This is a genomic window from Mucilaginibacter sp. P4_C11 (genome assembly GCF_056402115.1).
The window spans coordinates 1-19,332 of the sequence record NZ_JBFUIA010000005.1; the positions used below are offsets into that span (position 1 = coordinate 1).

Annotated in this window: 11 protein-coding genes; all 11 read right to left on the minus strand. The window is 41.1% G+C overall.

Annotation, left to right across the window (positions count from 1 at the left end; all coding sequences use genetic code 11):
- Positions 1-137 precede the first annotated feature (137 nt).
- From AC1DU2_RS05900 to AC1DU2_RS05950, 11 genes are read right to left on the minus strand one after another with little or no spacing between them, the layout of a single operon-like run.
- Complete coding sequence (locus AC1DU2_RS05900) at positions 138-950, minus strand: PKD domain-containing protein (protein ID WP_477365067.1); 813 nt, start codon at positions 948-950, stop codon at positions 138-140.
- 28 nt (positions 951-978) lie between these two features.
- On the minus strand, positions 979-2,403 hold the full coding sequence (locus AC1DU2_RS05905) for a PA14 domain-containing protein (protein WP_477383311.1): 1,425 nt from the start codon (positions 2,401-2,403) through the stop codon (positions 979-981).
- A gap of 24 nt (positions 2,404-2,427) precedes the next feature.
- On the minus strand, positions 2,428-4,131 hold the full coding sequence (locus tag AC1DU2_RS05910) for an alkaline phosphatase family protein (protein WP_477383312.1): 1,704 nt from the start codon (positions 4,129-4,131) through the stop codon (positions 2,428-2,430).
- A 29-nt stretch (positions 4,132-4,160) separates the two neighbouring features.
- Positions 4,161-5,783, minus strand: a complete 1,623-nt coding sequence (locus tag AC1DU2_RS05915; RefSeq protein ID WP_477383314.1) for a DUF5008 domain-containing protein — start codon at positions 5,781-5,783, stop codon at positions 4,161-4,163.
- Between the two features lie 39 nt (positions 5,784-5,822).
- Complete coding sequence (locus AC1DU2_RS05920) at positions 5,823-6,545, minus strand: hypothetical protein (protein WP_477365079.1); 723 nt, start codon at positions 6,543-6,545, stop codon at positions 5,823-5,825.
- Positions 6,546-6,575: 30 nt separating this feature from the next.
- Positions 6,576-8,099: a RagB/SusD family nutrient uptake outer membrane protein gene (locus AC1DU2_RS05925; protein WP_477365082.1), complete on the minus strand. Its 1,524-nt coding sequence runs from the start codon at positions 8,097-8,099 to the stop codon at positions 6,576-6,578.
- Between the two features lie 11 nt (positions 8,100-8,110).
- Complete coding sequence (locus AC1DU2_RS05930; protein ID WP_477383316.1) at positions 8,111-11,257, minus strand: SusC/RagA family TonB-linked outer membrane protein; 3,147 nt, start codon at positions 11,255-11,257, stop codon at positions 8,111-8,113.
- Between the two features lie 20 nt (positions 11,258-11,277).
- A complete protein-coding gene (locus AC1DU2_RS05935) occupies positions 11,278-12,366 on the minus strand; it encodes a DUF5007 domain-containing protein (RefSeq protein WP_477383317.1) in 1,089 nt (362 codons plus the stop codon).
- A gap of 42 nt (positions 12,367-12,408) precedes the next feature.
- Entirely contained in the window at positions 12,409-13,518 is a 1,110-nt protein-coding gene (locus AC1DU2_RS05940; protein ID WP_477383319.1) for an ATP/GTP-binding protein, read from the minus strand.
- Between the two features lie 11 nt (positions 13,519-13,529).
- On the minus strand, positions 13,530-15,032 hold the full coding sequence (locus AC1DU2_RS05945; protein ID WP_477383320.1) for a RagB/SusD family nutrient uptake outer membrane protein: 1,503 nt from the start codon (positions 15,030-15,032) through the stop codon (positions 13,530-13,532).
- A gap of 22 nt (positions 15,033-15,054) precedes the next feature.
- A complete protein-coding gene (locus AC1DU2_RS05950) occupies positions 15,055-17,940 on the minus strand; it encodes a SusC/RagA family TonB-linked outer membrane protein (RefSeq protein ID WP_477383322.1) in 2,886 nt (961 codons plus the stop codon).
- Between the last annotated feature and the right edge of the window lie 1,392 nt (positions 17,941-19,332).

A 19,332-nucleotide genomic window follows, 5' to 3' on the forward strand; every position in this document is an offset into this window, starting at 1 on the left:
CCTGCAAACGGAGTGACACTTTTTAATGTCTTGCAACTCAAAACATTCTCCGTTTTTTAAATCGCGATCTATACTTTATTTAGCTTAATGCAATCATAAGTTCAGCGTCCCTAAAACGTGCCCATAAATATTATGGATTAGGGTTGCTTTTTATTTACTGTCCATTCGGCCATTTGAAAATCGCGACTGCCGTTATTTGCCTTAATGCTTAACCTGTAAAATTTGTAGGGTACATTGTTATTGAAATGATATAATTTACGCTGGGCACGGCCAGAAAACAACTCGCCTGTGCGCGAATGTAAGTTTATCCACTTTATCCCATCTTCGGAGCCCTGTAATATCCACGTTTTAGGATCCCGATCGGGCGAATCATTACCGCTTACCAAAGTGTACGCTCCTGCAAGGGCAGGAGTTTTAAGCTCATACTTCATCACCAGGTCGCCGGAAAAACCCGATTGGAAAAACTTTGAATTCGGATCGCCGTCAACCACTTTTAAAGAGCCCTCGTTTGAATTAGGACCACCTCCGTTATCGCGCGAAACAGTAAACGTACCGCCAATAGTAGCAAAATAGCTTTCACCAACCTTTGTTCTGTCAAAATTAGGATCGGCTACATTCAATATTATTTCCCGGCTCGACGAAAGCCCCTGCGAGTTTCTTGATGTAAGTACTACGTGGTATATGCCCTCAAATGCATATTTGTGCAGCGGCGACTTTTCTACAGAAGTGCTGTCATCTCCAAATTGCCATAATAACTCTTTGTAATTGGTTGAGGTGTTGGTAAACTGATATTTCAAAAAATCAACACTATCGGCCTTCGCCGCCGTAAAACCTGTTAATGGCACAGGTTCTTCAACTACGGTAGTATCTACCGGTTTATCCTTTTTACATCCTACCGACATCATTACTATGAGTATAAGTGCTGATATTATGCTAAATAACTTTTTCATTTGCCTTTTTATTAATCGTTATAAATGATTATTGTGCCGGAAATAATTGGCTTTTGGGTACAATTCGCCTTCCGTTGATGCCTGCCGACGGCACTTCATATTCAAGCCTGGCCTGTTGGCCGCCAACATTTTCACGATGGTCTGCTTCTATCTTGTATCGCTTTCCACGTTCGAGAGTCACTTTGGCAAATCTGCTTGGCAGATCCCACTGGGTGGTAAAATCGTCGATAACCGCTTTACCGTCAATAAACAACCTGGCACCGTCGTCCCAACGTGTTTGATAAAAAATATACTCGCCACGAACCGGGGCTAAAAACTCACCGGTCCATCTGGATGAATAATTATCGTTGCTAACAATGGATGAGGGTAACCAATCGCCGCCAAAATCAATAGTTTCGTCTATCCTTACCAGGGATGGTGCCCTGCCATCAAAATCGAGTTGCTGATTGTTCGAAAAATATTCGGCTTTTAGGCCGGTGCCATTGCCGGTTATGTATGAATTGTTGTCGAGATTAACCGTGGGCTCCACCAAAACAATTATTTTGCTGCTTGTTGGGTGTAAAATATGCCTTGTTGGTGCGCTTAGGCTTATTGCAAATGCAAATTTTTTGTTTGCAACAATATTGGCATCAAAAACCGGCCACCCTATCTGTAAACGTATTTGAGCCGTATTTGAATTGGAATTTACCCGGATTAAAGTATCTATAGTAAAATTGGCCGGGCTTAAGTTGATGGCATTAGCCGGTAATACTTTGCTGCTCACAAGCTTGTTAATGGTATCTGTATTTAGCTTTACGTGTACATTAAATGCAGTACCAGCCTGACCAGACAGGTTGACAATTAATGGTATAGTAATGCCGGCAGGAGAAGTAGTGTAATTCTTCTTATAATCAACACTCATAATTGTGCCACCATTTACAATTGACAGGTAATGGATATCTTTTTCGGCTATCAGCTGTTTGGTATTAAGCACAACCATGATATTTGATTTAGACGCTTTAACCACGTTGCCTTTTCCGGGATCGGTAAGTTTAAAAGCAAATGCTACGTCTTTACCATAATTAGCCTCAAGTGTTGTAAGCCTTACTGTTGCAACTCCTGTAGCGGTATCGGCACCATAGGATACATTAATTACACTTGGATAATCAATAGCGCCGTTAGGTAGTACTACCGTATTTTTTAAAGTGCCATTAGCTATTAATTGATTAACGGTATCGCTATTAAGGGTGATACCTACCTGGAACGCTTTAGTTGCCGCCGCAGACAGCGATATTTTAAACGGAACTTTTACTGTTTCGTTATCCTTTGTTACCCCCGCAACAACAACACCATCACCAGAAATACTTACGGCATTATTTTTAATTAAACCTACGTCGTCAAGGTTATTATGCTTACAAGAAACAGTTACAAGGGTTATCCCAAGCAGTATACTGTATATATAATTTTTCATCATCAATTAATTTATTGTGTATTAATTTTACTGATCTAACCAAACTCTGCCATCAAGGCCCCAGCTTTGCCTGTTAGGAATCCTGAACCAGTTTATTATTTGTGCAGGTATATCTGTTGTTTGCGGCACAAATACTGCAAGTGCTTCGGCCGGCGGCGGGCATATCAGGTCGTTAAAATCTTCCCACTTATAATCTCCCTTTAATTGAAAATCACGGGCCTGCGGGCCAACATCTTTCAATTTGTCGCCCTGTCCATCGGTTCCTGGCCAGTAGGCCGCAAGAAAACTGTAATAAGGGTGTCCTTCTGAAATAGACGTTTCGCAAGCGTAATTGCCAATTACGGCATCTGGTACATCCACTTTAAAAAACCTGATATCGCTTACATATACATTTGGTGTACCATGCCCGTTACCATTTAAAAAGCCCAATTTCAACGGGTCATTATTATCAAGGCTTCCCGACCCCGTAATTTCCATTTCGTTATTAAAATTACCGTCGGTATACGTTCTGATAAAGCGTTTACCTGCACGGATCTCGCATTTAACAGATAGGTTATGCCATCTGCCTTTCTGCAAATCAGCTCCCCTGCATTGCCTGTAATCACCATCTTTTGTACCTCTCATTTCAAAATACCAATAGGCGTCTTCCAGGTAAATAACCCAGCCTACACTTGGGTGCCCACTTGACCACTCGTGTCTTTTACCCAATATGCTTGGCCAAAAAAACTTATCCTCATTTTTTTTAACCTTTAGCTCAATTGTAAATTTGGTAGTATCACCAAGATTAAACACATCTGCCGTATCAATTTCTGCCCTTACCGATTCGCCGTACAACCTCACTGTTTTACCTAAATAACGGTTTCCGGTAAACGGTTTTCCAATTACGCGTTGCTTGTACCTTGAACTGTAATAGATAGTAAAGGTATTTGCCGCTGTGTTGCTAAAAACCGTGTTGTCGTTTTGATTTGCCGGTATGGTAAACTTGCCACCACCGCTTGATGCTATAACTACCAGCCATTCTTCATTCTGATAATTCTTCCGTTTTTTGAGTGCATCCATTATAGTACCTACATAGCCATCAAACTTTTCAATAGCAGCCTTATATTGGGGTGCCGAGTTATCATAACCGTATTTGGCCCCTGCCTCGTCTATATCATTAAAATGCCCCAAAATCAGGCTTGCGGTATCGGTGTTGATATTGTTTACAACAGCTGTTTTAATCTGCTCATCTGTATCAAATAACTCGCTTACCGCAGTCCCTTTGGTGAAATTATTTTTAAAGATTGCAGAAGACGAAAACGCTACCATTTTGGCGGTAGGTTTTTCGTCCTTTATTCTTTGAAGCACAACCGGGTAGTTGGCCAAATTCGCCCCGGTTAAATTATCGTTTAAAACCAGGTGCTTTTCTTTTTTTACCCCAGTTAACATGTTGGCCCAATTGCTAACATCCCTGGTTGAATCAGGATCGCTTAATGCTACCCAGCTGTAAATGGAATTTGGCAATAAGGCTTTAATATTAGGCACATTAGCACTGTTTACAGATGCACCTCTTGCCCCATCAACAATCAAATACAATACTTTGCGTTGGCCGTATGATACGCTGGTGGTATCGCTATAATTTTTATCAGGCAACGCCTTTAAAAAATCTTTATTACAGGATATTACCGCAATGGCCAGTATGGAACACATTATTCCAAACACTATTCCCTGGTATTTTTTCTTCTGCCCCATCTTTTTATAGTTATAATTTCTTTTTTAATTTATTCAATGGTTACCCGTATAATGTTATTTACCGGCTGGTTATCAAACCTGTCGAACCCACCTATCAGGTATAACGCCCTTTTTCCATCGGCTGATTTTGTTTCAATTATATCTGACAGACCACCCGAAAACGGACCAGTAGTGTTATAATTACCTGCAAGGTCGCCTTTGGAGTTAAGTACCATGAATCCGTTGCGCGTTACCTTATTATATTTTTTAAAACCGCCGCTAACTACTATTAAGCCGTCATCCAGCTGCCTTGCAAAGGCCGGGTAGCCGCCCTCAAATACTTTTGGCGCAAATGACTCATCAAGGCTACCGTCCTGGTTTAGTAATGCCATACTTATTACAGGTTTACCGTTATATGTTCTGAACACCCCGGTAATGAGATATTTTTTTGTAACGGTGTTATAGGTTAATGATGAGATGCTGTTATCGGCCCCCAAGCCTGCTTTAAATGTGTTATCGATTCCACCATCGGCATTTAACCTTACAACACGCCCTGCCGGGGTTTGGTCAAACGTTGTAAAGCTTCCAAAAACCACAAGTTTCTCTGCCAGTGCGGCATCTGTATGCATATATGAATCTATGGGGCCGTTTGCCGCCGGCAGGCCTTTATTGGCAGCCACATTAAAACGGAACGTTTTATCTAATGAGCCATCCAGGTTAAAGCGCAGCACTTGCCTTATCTCGGTACTATCCACAATTACCGTATCTTTTGTAAAGTCGTGATTGGGTTTTTTATAGGTGCGGTGTACATAGTACCTGAAGTTTCCGGTTGCCAGTATCTTATTTTGATGGTTATACACCCTGTTTATAAACTCGTTTGTACCGCCATTAAATTTTGGAAAATACTTGGTGGTATCCCTCGAGGTATCTTTTTGTGTAGGCCTCCGGTATACTTTTAAACCTATAGTATCAACACTGCCGTCGACGCCCAAACTTGTTATGTTACTAATATTATCTGTCCGTTGATTATATCCGCTAAAGCCGCCCGCAATAATAAACTTCGAGTTTATCTGCATAACCCTGGCTAAAGCTCCGTTGGCAGCCTTACCCGTCCTGAAGGTACGGTCAAACTCGCCATCGGATGATGTTCTTACAATCCGGTTAAGCGGGGTAATGATTCCCTTGTTATCATAATTGGTAAACCGGCCTATTACCAGATTTCTGCCATCGGCCAATGGAAATATCTGACTCACAAAATTGTTTGCACCCAACGTAGCCCTGAAGGAAGGATCGATGTTAATAAGTCCGTTTACCTTAAACAACGGCCCCAACACCAGCTGATCATCTATAGCTATAGAAGTGATACCACTGCTTCCAAACGGCGGAACTTTTACTTTAATGCCCGCTGCCGTAACCTCGGTAATTTGCCCTTCCTCGCCGTTAAACATAAATTTCAGTTTATCCTTATAAGGCAGCAATCCGGTTGCTTTAAAAGTAATTTCGGCACCTACTGCGCCCGATGTTGGGCTGGGTAACGCATCGCGGCTAAGGGAAACGCCCAACGGTGGCTTGCCATCGCCATAGGGGGCTTCAAAGGTCTCCTTAGTCTTCTTGCAGCTTTGTATAACTAAGGCTGCCATGGCAAATATTATTATGTATCTGATTTTTTTCATATGTCAATTCGTTATTGATCAAACATCAACGCAAATATTTTAATTGGATGAATGAAGCCCTGTATTATAAACATCAGTGAAGAAATCGTTTCTATCGAACCCAAAGTATGCCCCGTTATACTGCAACGTATGCACCACCCCATTTTTTGGTTTAATATCTGATGACGATATGTATGTTCGGAAAACCGCGTTTTCGGCATTGTTTATATCAAGCACATAGCTGATGATGAGACTGCGCGGCCCTATGTATCTAACCTTGTTTGCATCGCCATAAATAACCCCGATGTTGGATACGTCGCCACTGTATGAATAATACAATGCGCCGGGGTATTGATTCTGAAGATCCAAGTCAATCTGCGGGTAATCTTTAAGCCGGTTGATGCCTTTAAACATGTAGCGTTGCAGGTATTTACGCCATATTAACGAATCGATATCTGCTAACCTTTTCACTGTATCGCGCCCTACATCAAACAGAAACTGGTTTAACGAGCCCGAAGTTTTGGCATTGCCGATAGTTCTTTTTATAACATCATCGTCAGGGGCAAAAAAGGTAAAATCAGTCTGGTGAAAAGTGTTCTCAAGCCCTGCCAACTTCACAATTTGCGCAATGGTATCAAACGGGGCCGCTTTTGCCTGTAAATACTGAAACATGTCTCCGGGATAATCGGCATTAGCTTTGCCTCCATCCCTGTAGTATTCATCCCGTTTACACCCGGTAAGTACCAATAATAAACCAGCACAAACAATAATTATATTTCTCATAATTGTTATCATTATTCTTTTAACTATGTTTTAATTACCACCGTTTACCCAATAGGCATTTAGTGTCATGAAAGGGTTATTGGTTAATGCATCGCTGCTGATAGGCCATGTCCAGGCGCCCCTGTTAAATTTATCTAAGGTTAATACATTGTATGACCACTCGCTGCTAAGTATCCTGCGGGTACGTACCAGGTCGAAATAATGATGCCCTTCGCCCATCAATTCGCGAGATCTTTCTAAAAAGATAAAATCCTTCAGATCCTGGCCACCAGAGCCGGAATATTGCGAAGCTTCGGCCCTGTTCCTAACCTTGTTAACCAGTGCTATGGCTTCATTATCCTGCCCCAGTTCGGCCATTGCTTCTGCACATAGTAAAATTTCGCCGGCATACCTAAAAATCATAAAAGTATTATCGGGGTTACTATCTTCTTCGCCTGTTGCAAAGGCATTCTGAGCGAATTTTAACATCATAAACTTTCCGTTATCGGCATATATGTCTTCATTAAACCATATGGTAGCCCGTTTATCTGCTGTTCCGGGATATAGTTTTTGCATATATTCTCCGCGGAAATAAGCAAAGCTTATCCTGTGTGTATACTCTGGTCGTTTGTAGGGATAATGCAAAAACATATCTCCAATGGGCGCTATATTTAAGTTTGCATCACCATAGTTAACGCTTCGATAAAATTCAAACAGGCTTTCGTCCGATCGTCCTTTAATAACCGTGGCCCACTCTGCAATTGGCAATAACCTGTACGCGTTGCTTTTAATAAGCTCCTGCCCCAGGTCAACAGTTTCCTGGTAATACTTAGTGGCATTTGCCTTATCAAAACCGGCATTCCACATATTCATATTCATCATCAGCGCTATGATACTGCCCCTGCTTGCCCGTACTCCTTTTAGGGCAGGGTCCGAATAAGTCCAGGGCATGTTGTCTTTATATATTTTCAGGTCGGCAATGCATTTATTTAAAACCGAAACCATGTTTTCACGGGGTAACGAAGTGGAATGAAAAGCATCGGTATAATAAGGCACATCACCATAAAGCCGTACCATAAAGAAATAAGCCAGCGACCGTATAAAAGCCGCTTCGCCTTTAAATTGGTTTTTCTCGGTGGAGGATACTCCGGGTATGCCTTCGTCCAGTTTCGATATCAGGATATTGGCTCCCTGTACAACCTGGTAATAACCCGTCCAGTTGGTTATCTTATAAAAATTGTAAAAGTTCCATGGCGGGTTACCGTTGATAAGACCCAGCAAATCGTTTCTGCCCAATACTTCAACATACTCGCGGGCCGGGCCCTGGTCTGATTGTGCTTCGTGCATTACCTCGCCAGAGCGGTATTCGCCGGTAGCGCCTATGAAATGAGTTTCGTTGATCTTCCCGAAAAACAGTCGCGAAAGGTCATATATATTGGCAACAACATCCTCTTTTGACCGGTAAAAATTGTTACCCGTTAACTTATCAATAGGCTGAATGTTCAAAAACTTTTTACAGGCAGGTAAACAGAAACTTCCTGTAATTACTAAAATGTATAAAATACTTTTTTTCATGATTTTAAGTTTTATTTACTTGTGTTGAGTTCTAAGTTTAAACCAATATTATAGGTACGCGGTACAGGGTATCCGCTGGAAATATCCCGCCCCAGCGTTGTTACGTTCTCGGGGTTTGGCCCTTTATAGCTTGAAAACGTAGTAAGATTATTGGTTGAGAAATATACCCTAAGGTTGTTAAAACCAATCTTGCGGATTAGTTTGCGATCAAACGAGTACGACAGCGTTACGTTATTTATTTTAAAATACGATCCATCCTCGGCCCATAATGTTTGATCGGGCCTTAAAGGCTGTATCTGGTTATAGGTGGAAAACGAATAAGGATTTGGGTAAACCGTATGATCGCCGGGCTTCCTCCAGATATCCATATTACTTAATGGCACAACAGCCAATAAATCATAAGGATTACGGGATATGGCCAAACGGTCGGCTAATGCATTATTCAGAACAGTTCTTTTGGCGGTAAATGTTGCGTAAATATTAAGGCCAAAGTTTTTGTAGATGATGTTTGTTGATATACCGCCGGTTACCAAAGGCTGCGAATTACCGGTTATTTCATAATCTCTGTCATCTAATATATAATCGCCGTTAACATCTTTAAAAATAGGGTCGCCTGCTTTAAACGGCACCCCGTTTGACGAGTATTTTTTTCCGGTTGCAGGGTTTACAGGTACATCGGCATCTGTTGCATATACACCCTGGTTGATGTGTAAATAGTTTGACAGCGTATTTTGACCTACCCTGAAAACAATGTGCTGCAAATAAGGGCTGTTATCAAACTTAATATACTGACCATTATACTCGGCAGGTAGCTTTAATAAAACATCACGGTTGATGGCGCCGTTCATCGAGATACTCCAGTTAAAATCTTTTGAAATTACCGGCCTTACCGTAAGTGTTAACTCATAACCATAATCGGCAATAGCTACGTCATTGCTCACCCGGCGGTTAAAGCCGGTAGTGTTTGATAAAAACCTATCAAACAATAAATTATCAACCTTTTTATAATAGGTATCAAAGTTTAAATCGACCCGGCTTTGAAACAGCCCGATATCAAATCCTAAATTGTATTGTGTAGTGGTAGTTGGTTTTAATGTAGGATTGGGTATAAAATCATAATTTATACCAATAGTTGGGTTATTGTTAAAGTTACCATTCAGGTTGTAGATACCGTAAATACTTTGCAAGCTACCGGTAGGCACAATATTTTGGCCCCAGGTTAGCCTTATACCTCCATAATTAAGCCAGGACAGGTCTTTAAACCAGTTTTCTTTACTATAATTCCATTTTAAGCCCACCGATGGGTTTTTGGAGTATGGGTTTTCTAATCCGTTTGATGACGTGCCATCTAACCGGTATGAAAGCTCAACAACGTATTTGCGCTGAAAATCATAACTTACCGCACCCGCAAAAGAAGCGATGGTGGCATTTTTGTAATTTGAAAGCACACCACCTCCACGCGAGTAATACGAATCGTAACCTACCGGTCCCTGGAGCTGATCGTTGGGCGTACGCTCTTGCCTGATGATGCCACTTTGACCACCCTGTTTATATATTTCATTAAATAAGTTAACAAATATATTATGGTTGCTACCTAATGTTTTAGCATAAGTAATGGCGTTACGGTTATACAAGGTGTAGTTTCGCCCCTCAAAATCATATACCTGTGCAAACTGGGAATTGGCCGCAGCCGGCGTAAATGTCGATTCGGCATCGGAGGTATAATCATAACTGATGCTTGATGATAAAGCAAGCCCGGGGATAAACTCGTACCGGCCGTCTACGTTGGCCCGTATGTTTCTTGAACTGTTGCTGTTGAGCGTTTTCAACGCCGATGTAACACCGTCTGACGACAGGTAGAACGACGGCGGTGGCAATAACGTTGATGCCTGGCCGTTTGTAGCAACGCCTTGCTGCAACAGCCCCAGGCCATCGCCTTTAGCCTGGCTGCCTACCGAGCCAAATAAGGATCCGAAAAACCTAAACTTGTCGTTTGGTTTAAACTCCATGTTCATGTTCAGGTTATACCTGTCAAATCCGGTGTTTTTTATTACCCCTTTTTCTGAGTAGTAGCCAACGTTTGCCTTGTAGTTGAATTTCTGATCGCCGCCATCTAAAGCCAGGTTATGGCTTTGGTTATAGGTAGTTGCATAAAATATAGACTGCCAGTTGGTTGAGTTATTCCAATAAGCGTTCAAACTATCGGCCAAGAAGCCTGTTAATCCTATTTTTCTTAATTCATCAACCGTTGTGGCATTTGATAATATTTGCTGAATTTTTGCACGGCGCTCATCGTTACCCCCTAATGTTTCGCGCAGTTTTGGCGGCGCGTTAACAAAAAAGTTAGTGGTATAACGCACCCTTGGCACCTTTGAATTGCCGCGTTTGGTGGTAATGATAATTACACCATAGGCACCTCTTGAACCATAAAGAGACGTTGCCTGGGCATCTTTCATGATCTGGATACTCTGGATGTCTTCTACCGGAATCAAAGACAATGGGCTAACCCCGGGGCCCTGGGTTTGGAAACCAAACTCAGCCGCCTTATCGGCATCTAACGGAACCCCGTCGATAATGTACAGCGGAGATGTTGGCTGTAAAAACGATTCGTTACCGCTGCCGCTAACACTAAGGGTTGATAAGCCGCGCACCTGTACCGAGCCCCTGAAGCCCGGCGCACCCGTATTGTTCTGAATGTTTAAGCCGGCAACCTTACCTTGCAGTAACTGTTCAAAACTTGATACCGGGATATCGGCGATATCCTTATTGGTAATAATTGCCGAAGCGCCTGTAGTGGTTTCTTTACTGCGGTTTTGATAACCCACAATAACTATTTCATTAAGCCCTTTTTTGTCTTCGCTTAATGTGATGATAACGTCTTTCTGGTTTTCTTCAACTTTTAACTTTTGCGTAACAAACCCAATAAATGAGAATGAAACTACAGAGTTGACCGGCACCGTAATGGAAAACCTTCCACTGGCATCGGTTTGGCCTATTCCCTTTTTATCTATAGCGATATTTACCCCCACCAGCACCTTGTTTTCGGGCTTATCAAGTACCTTACCAGAAACCGTTATATTTTTTGTTTGCGCATATATATCTGCACTGCAGATTATGCAAACTATTAGTACTACGTAAAATAGTATATGTTTTCTCATTTCAGTGGCTTTAAATGCTATTATTCGTTTTCGAACTTTGGATTATCCTTTCGGAAATGGAAAACTATTTCCCAGTCTCCTTTTCTGTATATGGCAAAATCGATCCCGAAACTTGCCACTACCCTAACACCACCAAAACCAATTCTTGAATACCTGAATTCGGCATGATCACGGGTACCCCCGGGAGCATATATAGTAGGTATTTCAACTAAAGGAATTGGGTAAGCCACATCATACTGCGCGTATGTAAGTGTTTTTTGAAAGTTAAACCCGTGCACTATCTTATCCCATACTGTTTCATTAAAAAAAGCAGGGTTCATCTCTACCGAGTCTTTATTTAAAAATTTAAACCTGAGCGAATTCCCCGTACCACCTGTAAATGGGCGGATATAGACCACCACGTCTTTTTTATCGTCGTTACTTTCAAGTGGTATATCGGTAGTAGCCCCAATAACATTATTTAAAAACGGCCTTATATAATTCCGGCTTAACGGGTTATAAGGTGTTTTTGGGTGCGGGGCCGGGCCGCCTGAGTAAATATTAAAATCGTCAGATGGTTCATAAGGGCGCTCCCGGAAAGGCCTTATCTGGAAATCGCGGATAATGGTATGGCCGCCCGTGTTGGTGATCTTCAGATCAAAAAAACGGGTATCCTGCGGAAAATTTGTACTATCTGCCGGCCTCGGAGCAATTAGTTCATTGGTTGACGATGCCCATAAAATGAATTCGCCGGATGGGAGTACTTCAAATAATGGATGTTCCTGCAATTTTCTTTTGGCTTCAATTTCGGCCAAACTTTTTTCCAGGCCGTTATAAGGGGCTGTCCAAACGTAAGTTGATTTTTTCTGAAAAAGATCTGTTACCGGCCGGCCATCGCCAAAGCGGGCGTTAACAATTTCAAACTTTATGGGCTGTGTTGAATTATCGCCGTTAAAGCCTCCTATCACCGTAGTGCGCCCAATAATTGGTTCAAATATCTTATTGCTGTAATTTACATTTGAGCTTAAATATTCCTTATCATTTGGCAGATTAAATATCTTTTTACAACTGCTTAATACAGCAATAGCAAACAAGAAGAAAATGAACTCTTTTTTAAAATATGTTCGCATCTGTTTATGGTTAATTGTATTAATTCCTTGAATTTTCATCACTTATTTAGCCTTATTAATTGACCATTCAGCTAACTGGAAAAGTCCGCCGTCCCTGAGTTCGGTAATGTCAATGCGGTAAAATTTATAAGCTACTGTATTGGGGCAGCTGAAAACTTTTGTCTGGTACCGTTCTTCAAAAAAGAAATTGCTGCGCCTGTCCAGTTCAACCCAGGTTTGTCCGTCATTTGAGCCCTCATAAGTCCATGCTCTCGGGTCTCTTTCGGGCGCATCGTTTGCCGAAGTAAGCGTGTATACGCCCGATACTGCCGGTGTATTCAGCTCAAATTTGATCCATAACCTGCCTTGTAGCTCTGCCAGGAATTTGGTATGGTCATCTCCGTCAATAACTTTTTTCGATCCTTCGCCATTATCAGGTCCACCATCATTATCTCTTAATACAGATAGCTTACCTCCAATTAATGATATTAGGTTTGGTGGCGGCGGGATAAATGTGAGCCGGGGAACAAACTCATCAAACCCGAAAATATGGTCGGCACTTACCACATGTACTACCCCATTTTTGGTAATGATGTTATTAGATCCTGTTGTGGTTGTTGACCAAAAGCGGATAAATTTGCTCTTTTTGGTATTGCTGAATTCAATTACCTGCGGGCCACCATCTACCAAACCTGATGAGGATGCCCGTGTAACTTTACCATGCATTGGATAACCAAACCGCACGCTTGACAAATCAAGCCCATCCTGTAAGGTTAATGAATCGGTAGTGCGCCTCCCTCTCATAATATAGTACGATGCCATGGTATCCAGCTGTACACCATCAATGTTCGAAAGAAAAAGCGGGTCTTTATCCCCTTGTCTTCTTAAGGTATTCAGGTTATTGATTGCCAGTTGAAAGCTGGGATTTGTAACAGCAAACAGGGTTATATTACTATCGGTTAAGGTTTGCTTTAAGCCCATTCTGTCAATCACTGCTATCAGCGAATCGTAAACACCCGGTTTGCTTTTTAAATATTCATAAGTATTACCGGCAAACACGGGGCTGTTGGTTGCGGTGCTATGGTATCCCCCATCTTTTTTACAGGCAGACAGCAACAGTGCCATAACTACTGATAGCTTTAAGGCACTCATATATTTTTCAAAGTTTTTCATATATGGTCTGATTATTTCCAAAATGGATTTTGAGTTAATAAGTTGTTTTGTGAAATAAGCTTACGGGATATCGGCCAATAAATTCCCTGGGAGTTTATAAGGTTTAAAAAAGCGGGATTATTTTGCTTGATTTTATTATACCTTACCAAATCGTACCATCGTTGCCCCTCGCCCAGTAATTCGCGATGCCGCTCTTCAAATATCAAGTCAACCAACTCGCCGCTATTGATGGTTATAGTGGTTATCCCACGCCTTGTCATTACGTTTATCAACTCGCCTATAGCACCGTTTTGATCACCTAAAACAGCTAATGCTTCGGCACGTAACAAAACAATATCTTCAAGCCTGGTAAAAATCAACGCACTGGTGAAATACCTGAAAGTAGGGTCGGTGGTACCTCCCTGTATAACTTTTATCTTACTGAAAATGGGGTACTTACCATTTATATTGGTAAAATATCTTTCGGACCGTGGCAGCCCAAGTGTATCAACGCTAAAGCGTTCGTCATTTGGCTGATTAAATATTTTTAAAATGGTGTCCTTAGGCATATAGATATCAGGAACCTTTTTATTTAAAACAGGTTCGGCCAGGGTCAACTCCTCTATATGGCCAGTTCCAGATCCATCAATATGCCCCCAATCGGAGTTGAAACCAAACATCTGACTGGTGTTTTTATTAAAAAAGAATCCGTTTGATTTGGTCAGGTCTTCGGTATTCTGGAAGCCTATGCCACTTTTGCCATAGTTATCTTCAACAAATTTGGTATAGGTGGCAACATCGGTATAATTGCCTTGCCAGGCCGCCAAATGAGCCAAAACAGCATAAGCCGTATTTTTTGTTGCTAAAGCACCACCCCACCTGGTTCCATCCTCATTGTAATAGTTACCGGGTTGCTGAACATCGCCGCCACTATAAATAAATGGTAAATCGGCTGCGGCTGTTAGCATTTCCTGCTGAGCCCAAACTAATATCTTACCTTGATTTTCACGGGCTTTGTTTTCAAACTTGCCATCGTGAGATGTGATAATAAACGGTACATCGCCCCATATCCTAACCATGTAGAAGTAAGCGAAGGCTCTGAGGAAACGGGCCTGGGCAACATCAACAATCATATTGTTTTCTGTATAGCGCTTATCTGCCGCTTTTACATCGCCAACGCGTTCCAGGAAAATATTGGCTGCATTCACGATGGCATAAAACCTGGTCCAATCGGATAAAGCGTCCACGGTTGGGTAGGATGCATTTAGTTTATTACCGGCAATGGCCTTAAGATCGGGCCTGTTTGGGCTGATAAACTCGCCTGTCCGAACATCTCCATACAACCAATGGCTGTCGTTATCAGCTAATGCGGCACGGGTAAGCGCGTAAACTCCAAGCAAGCCGGCACGGGTATCTTCCAACTTATTCCACATATTCACTTCGGCAACCACCCTTACAGAATTTATATCCAATGTTTTATTACAACCGGTTAAGGCCACAAAAAACAGAAGCGTGATATATAATATCTTTTTCATTTTTGTAATTCGTTTTTCCATGTTATAATTCCATTTTCACTCCTAATGTGTACGTTCTTGGTATTGGCAGTCCGTAGCCTGTATCATACCCGTTATAGTTTACCAGCTCGGGGTCCTGGCCGGTGTAAGGAGTGATTGTAAATACATTATTTACTGATGCATACACATAAAACCGGGTTACGTTTATGCTTTTTTTGCGCAGTGTTTTGGTAAGGTCGTACCCAACTAACACCGTCCTCAATTTCAGGAATGAAGCATTTTCAAGAAATAAATTCTGATCAACACGGTACGGAATTACCGTGCTCCATGGATTATACAAAGGGTACTTACTGTAATCTCCGCGTTTTTCCCAATAAGTGATCTCTTTAACAGAGTTAACATCGCTATTGCCTTCCCTGTTAATAAAATCAAACCGGTTGGCCATTTCCTGGTTAATCAGGTTTCTGCCCAGGTTGAAATAAAAATTGAGGTTTAAGCTCCAGTTACCGTATCTGAAATTATTATCAAAACCACCCGATATTTTGGGCAACGAATGGCCTGTTAATATTTTGTCGTTGTTATCAATAGCATTATCGCCATTCAAATCGCGCCATTTAGGATCGCCGGCCTGCAATGGAATTCCGTTATACTTAGTGGGTTGCCCGTTAACCACCGGTACCTGGTCATTTGAAGTATAAATACCATCGTTCACTAAAAGCCAGTATTGATCAACCGGCTGGCCCACCTTTAAAAGCTTGTCACCAATTATAATTTCATTTAAGCCCCGTGGGAGCGCTTTTAATTTATTGGTATTGTGGTTAAGGTTTAAAGATGATGACCAGCCAAAGTTTTTATGATTGATTATATTGGCTGCTATCGAAACATCTATACCGCTGTTATTTACAGCCATCCCACTTTCTATAGATTGCTTATAACCGTATTCGGCAAAGGCAGGCATGCCAATGAGCTGATTCTTTTCTTCTTTATTGTACCAATCAACAGATAAGTGTAAACGGTTGTTAAGTAAACCGGCATCTACGCCAAGATTAAGCTGATCTGAATACGACCATGGGATGCCGTAGCCAATCCACCCGGTGGAGTATGGCCTGGTTAATACACCAAATGCATTGTAACCAGGTACGGTTAAGTTGCCGGTATAGCCTACCGATGCAGTATACTGCGGGCCCTGTGCATAATTATCATATGCATTCAATCGCCCTAACCGACCTGCGCTAACACGCAATAAAAGGTCATTAATAGTGCTGTTATCCTTCAGCATTTCTTTTTTAATATTCCATGCGGCAGAAACTACAGGCGAATAAAACCAACGGCTTGTTGGCTGAGCATTTGAAGAACCATCAGCGCGTAACGTAACTGATAACAGGTACTTTTCTTTTAGTGTGTAATCTACTTTGCCATAAAACGATACCAGGTTGTCCCTGGTTTTATCCAAAAAGCGGTAGGTTAATTCACGTGGAAAAGCAACGGGAGTTAAATAATTAGGATCGTTGGGATCGGAGTTTAACAGGTTTATTTTGATAAAATCGTTTACACCTTTATATGCATACGCATTGCTGTATTTATAAATGTTCCATTGGGTTGATTGCCCTACCTCCAGTTGAAAATCATTTACTTTGTTTAGGTTAAAAGAATATGTTGCTTTATTATCCAACATTAATCTTTGGTTAAAGCCAAAATAGTTTGATGCATAGCTATTACCCTGTAAAAGTGTACGGGCATAAAACACATCACGATAACCTTCATTATAATCTACACCAAAAGTGGTACTGAAATTGAATTTTCCAAATTCAACGCCAATCCTTGCGTACCCGTCAATAATGTTGGTTTTGTTATTGTCAAAGCCTTTTTGATACTCTTTAAGATAGTTGGCATAATAATCTTTATTGGGTGGTAGGGGGGCGCTCAGGTCCGGGAAGTAATTGATCTGCGCAAACCTGTCGCGTAAATTTTTATTACGGGTACGGTCCAACCTGTTAGCATTTACCATAGTTGAAAACAACAGCCACTTTACGGGTTTCATATTGATGTTAAACATGGCGCTATACCGATTTAGCGCTGTTCCGTCAGCAACCCCTTCATTTTTCATATCGCCTAAAGAAAAGCGAAAATTCGCCCGGTTTGTACCTCCCGAAATGCCGAAGTTGATACCATAAACTAAAGCGTTACGGTAGTAAAGATCGCTCCAGTCGGCTTTTCCGCTATATACATTGTTAAGCGAATCGCTTAAATAAATAGGGTAATTTTCATCATCAGAATATCGGCCGTTGGTAGTATACTGGTCGTAAAACCTTTGTCTGAAAGCGTTTTCGTACTTACCGTTTATGGTTGTTACCTGCGGCCGTTGCGCCAATCCGATATACGAATCGAAAGTGATGCTTCTTGAGGCGCCAGGCGTTTTTGAAGATAAAACAATTACTCCGTTTACAGCCCTTGGGCCATAAACCGCAGTAGCCGCCAAATCCTTCAGTACTTCTATCGACGCAATATTGTTCATATCAATACCGGCAAATATGTTAGTAGCAGGGCCGGGCCTGTTAAACTCATATTGCTGAATATCAAATGCAAACGGGTGTTCGGTTATTATCGGAATACCATCAAGTACCACAAGCGGCTGTGATTGATAAACTTCCCTTTGCGACAACAAGGGCATTGGCGCGCCCCTGATAAACATGTTTTGTACAGAACCGGGCTCGCCCGAAGGCTCCTGAACATATAGCCCGGCGAATTTCCCTTTTAAAAGTTGTTGTAATGAAACTGCCGGAAATAAGGATAATTCAAAAGGTTTTTTAGTAACGCTATCTGCAAAAACGTTATAAATAGTACGCTTTTTTATAAAGTTGGCACTATCCTTTAACAACGAGTCTTTTACAGTTGTATCGCGACGAACTGTGGTGTCATTGTTAAACACAATATAGTTGATTTTGCTGCTCTCTCCCCTATTATCTTTAGCTAAGCAAGTAAGTGCATTTGTAGTAATTGCTGAAAAAACTACAAAGCACAGCCATAAGTATCGCATAATTAATGGATAATTTGATTAATGGATATAAAAATTGATTTTGTAAAGGATTACACCTTCACGAAGACAGTATGCTGCTTAAGCATCTGAGGCATTTGCCAGGAAGAGTGATGTTGAGTAAGGTTTGTGAGCATAGATTTTAGTTTAAGTATTTACTGAGTTAATTGCAGGCAGGCAGGAATAAATATCCAGGACTAAATCCTAACATTTTAGATTATTACAAATTGTTTTGGGACTGATCGCCGGTAGCCGGCAGCAATAATTGACCATAGCCACCATGGCCATAATAGCATTTTGTTTTGTATTCATAATTTGGTAAATGTTAGTTAAATACAGGCCGTTAATTTTTAATTACTTTAAGCCGGTATTGTATTATTATAATTGTGAAATAAAAATAGGAAAAAAATGAAGTAACTTTTCGCCACAGTTCAAATTGATACGATTTGACGAAATGTTGATACGATTTGTTGCAGGTTGATTAATTCACAGGACAATATTGCAAAACCATTTAGCGTTTTGTTTTAAAACAATAAGCATAAGCCCTACAATACCCTATTTATAAGTTGGTTATACTTAGTAAAAGCTACTTCCATTTGCTATTATACTTATATAACGTTATAGCAATACAGATTTTTGCGTAAAAATTAATTCTACACTATTCCGTAATTGATACGGACTGGCATCTTAAGCGATGAAACCAACTATATTGGAAAACGAATTTTTGAAAGTAGAAAAAAAAATAAAGGGTATGCTGATAAAAATGCAAACATGAAGGTATTTAATCCCATAATGACTGCCATAGATAAGTGAAACAGAACTCCTAAGCCCAACCATATAAAACATACGGGCTGTGGGAACAAAAATAACATTGGGAAAGTGCACTCCCAAATTATGATCAGCCAGCATAAAAATAATGCGGTCGGTTTATATTTTAAAACAAACTGCATTTCGGGTTTGCCATATATAACCGTCGCTATTACTTTGTTAACCGCGCTGCCATTCCTCCAGGTACCTGATTTTAGTTTATATATACCCGATATGAAATAAGATAGCGTAAGTTGCGCTACAATAAAACCCGGCCCAACCCATCGTAAAATTGATGTTTTGTCAATAACATAGTACGATGCCAAGCCTAACAATGCTATCAATATAACCTCATCCGCCCCATCCCGCCCATGTGTGTGTCTTAAGTTGAGTAAGCATGATATAAAAAAAAGCATAAAAAGGCAGCCGCTTATTAATAAACGGTTTTCGCTAATAATCATAACCAATACAGCAAGTAAC